The sequence below is a fragment of the Intestinibacter sp. genome, assembly GCF_022780145.1.
In the GTDB taxonomy this organism is placed as follows: domain Bacteria; phylum Bacillota; class Clostridia; order Peptostreptococcales; family Peptostreptococcaceae; genus Intestinibacter.
The window spans coordinates 1-2,451 of the sequence record NZ_JALEXO010000083.1; the positions used below are offsets into that span (position 1 = coordinate 1).

Consider the following 2,451-nt stretch of genomic DNA (forward strand, 5'->3'; position numbering starts at 1 on the left):
TTTTCATCAATCACCCTCGGTTTTTGGTCAATTATCTTTGGTCGCAAATCTGCTACTTCTATTGATTTGTTATTTTCTACGGCTTGTTTTTCAACGACTTGTTCCTTGACTGGCTCTTTATTTATTTCCTCATCCTCTGCTAAAAACATATCAAACGGCGTAGAGGCATCCTCGACTTCTCGCCCTCTAATATCCCTAAGCTCATATATGTAATTTTCTTCATAAGAATTTTCCGCACGATTATCAACACCGTCATCTAGACGATCCTCATCGTAAATCATATCGACTATTTCATCTGGATAATCGATATAGTTAATCGGCTCCTCGTATTTTTCGTGATTCCCTTGGCTACTGGCATAATTCACCTTATAATTCACCAAAAGATCGTAGTTTTTAGAAAATGCAAAATAAGAATATGTACCGCGATGCTTAACAGTCATTCGCTTCAAAATATCCTTTTCGCACATTTTTCTAAATCTTCTATAGACAGCATCTTTTTTTATGTTCAAAATATCATAGTCTTCTATAAACTTCGAATAGTCTACCCAATAATATCTGACTCCATTCTCCACCTTAGAAATCATTCTTCCAGTGTTTACAAAGTCGGTAAACCATCTAAGTATCACTAAATCAACGTGATTTATGTCTAACTCTTTTGCCACTTGTGTTGAAAAGCCCATGAATGTAAACTTCATCGTTGACTCCTTTCTTGAAATAATCTATTTTCGTATTAAAATAGTTTCTTATCATCATTTCCATAACTAACTCCTTCCAGGCACATCACCATAAAATCCCAAACAGCACAATCTTTCACAAATAACACTATCAACCTATAAATAATACAATCATTTCATAAAAAGCCTAAGCTTTTCTTATAAAATTTAGAATCACCCCATATAATCCTAAATTTTTTGGCAGTATCAACAAAAAACTTATCATCATCTAATTATATAATACATCAAATTAGCTAAGAAAAACGTTGAAACGTGCGGTTTTTTGCTATTGTATTTATCTCTGTCGAATATTCTGAACCCCTTGAAAATACTCAATTGAAAAGCCCACTTTTTGTCGATAAAAAGTGAGCTTAAAAAATTTAACATACTTTTAACATTTCAATTTTTTTTATATAAATCACCATTATTTTCAAGTTCAAATTCACTTCTAATTATCATATAATATAAATAGAATAATTCTCATCGGAATGGCGATGACAATTATCTATTATTTAAAATAACTCTCATCGGAACGGCGATGACAGTTATTTATTTTTGAACTAAAAGCTCACCATATTCGGTGGGCTATTTTTATATAATAAAAAGGAAGTTATCCTAAAAATAACTTCCTTTGATAAAAATCTATTTAATAGCGTCTCTCTCTTCCAAACTAAAATACTCAGACACCTTGTTCCCCATTCTTCCGATAAATCCAGCCATATTTCTAATATCCTTTATAGTCTCGTCCTTATCAGCTACATCTGTCACAAGCTCTCTACGTCCGATATTGCTGTACTTATAGCACACGAACTTGTCGCCAGCTTGCCATACTTCTCTTCTCTCGCTGCCTGCACCATTTTTGTAGTCTATTTGTGTTCCGAAAACAAGCTTCTTATCTTCTATAGCCTTGAATTCAAGCTCTATCTTGAAATCATCATCGACATCTTTATGCTTATTTAAAACAGGCAATTTGCTGTATATCTCAATAAATTCGCCAAATGTGATTTCTTCTCGTTTTGCTTTATCAAACATGATTACAGGCATTTGTTCGTAGCTGTCTAATTCGTAAAATTGCACCTTGCACATACTTTCTGTATCTATGTATAGCCCTGATTCTCTCATAGATTTGACGAAATTTAAAATTTCCTCAGCGCCTTCTAATCTCTCAAAAGTTATCAGCTTAGCATCATCTGCCATGACTTTTTCCACGCTTTTAAAAAATTTCACTACACTGTTTGCAACTACTAATGATTTTTCTACATCGTCTATGCTCCAGAAGCTCTTTAATTTAGGTAAATTTGTGATTTCTAGCATAGATCTTATAGATACGACTGCATCGAATTTTTCTTGTTTAAAGAATTTATCGATTTTCTTGGCATCTACTACTTCGAATTTTACGTTTTGTAGGGCTAGCTTTGCTGCGATTTCTTCTGCGCACTTGATGCCCTTTTTACTCTTGTCAACTGCAACTACCTCAGCATTTGGATAAATTGATGCTAAAAAGCATGTAGCTATACCATTGTCACACCCTAGGTCTAAAATTTTCTTACCATCTAAATCAGCATTTTCAATGAGCCAAGTAAAAAACTCTCTATATAAATCATAATAATACCCAGCAAAATCCATGCTTGTGTCTAAATCCTTATTTTTCACTGAATATATTTTACCATTACCAGTATCCTTTCTAAGTGACATCGCTAAGTCTATGTTTTGAGTTAAGTTCACTCCATGCTTTTCG

2 protein-coding genes are annotated in these 2,451 nt (G+C 33.3%); both read right to left on the reverse strand.

The genetic code is table 11. The features are described from left to right. On the reverse strand, positions 1-695 hold a 695-nt coding region (locus tag MR593_RS03005), incomplete at its 3' end, for a hypothetical protein (RefSeq protein ID WP_331474726.1). Between the two features lie 660 nt (positions 696-1,355). Beyond that, on the reverse strand, positions 1,356-2,451 hold a 1,096-nt coding region (locus tag MR593_RS03010), incomplete at its 5' end, for a class I SAM-dependent methyltransferase (protein WP_290686798.1).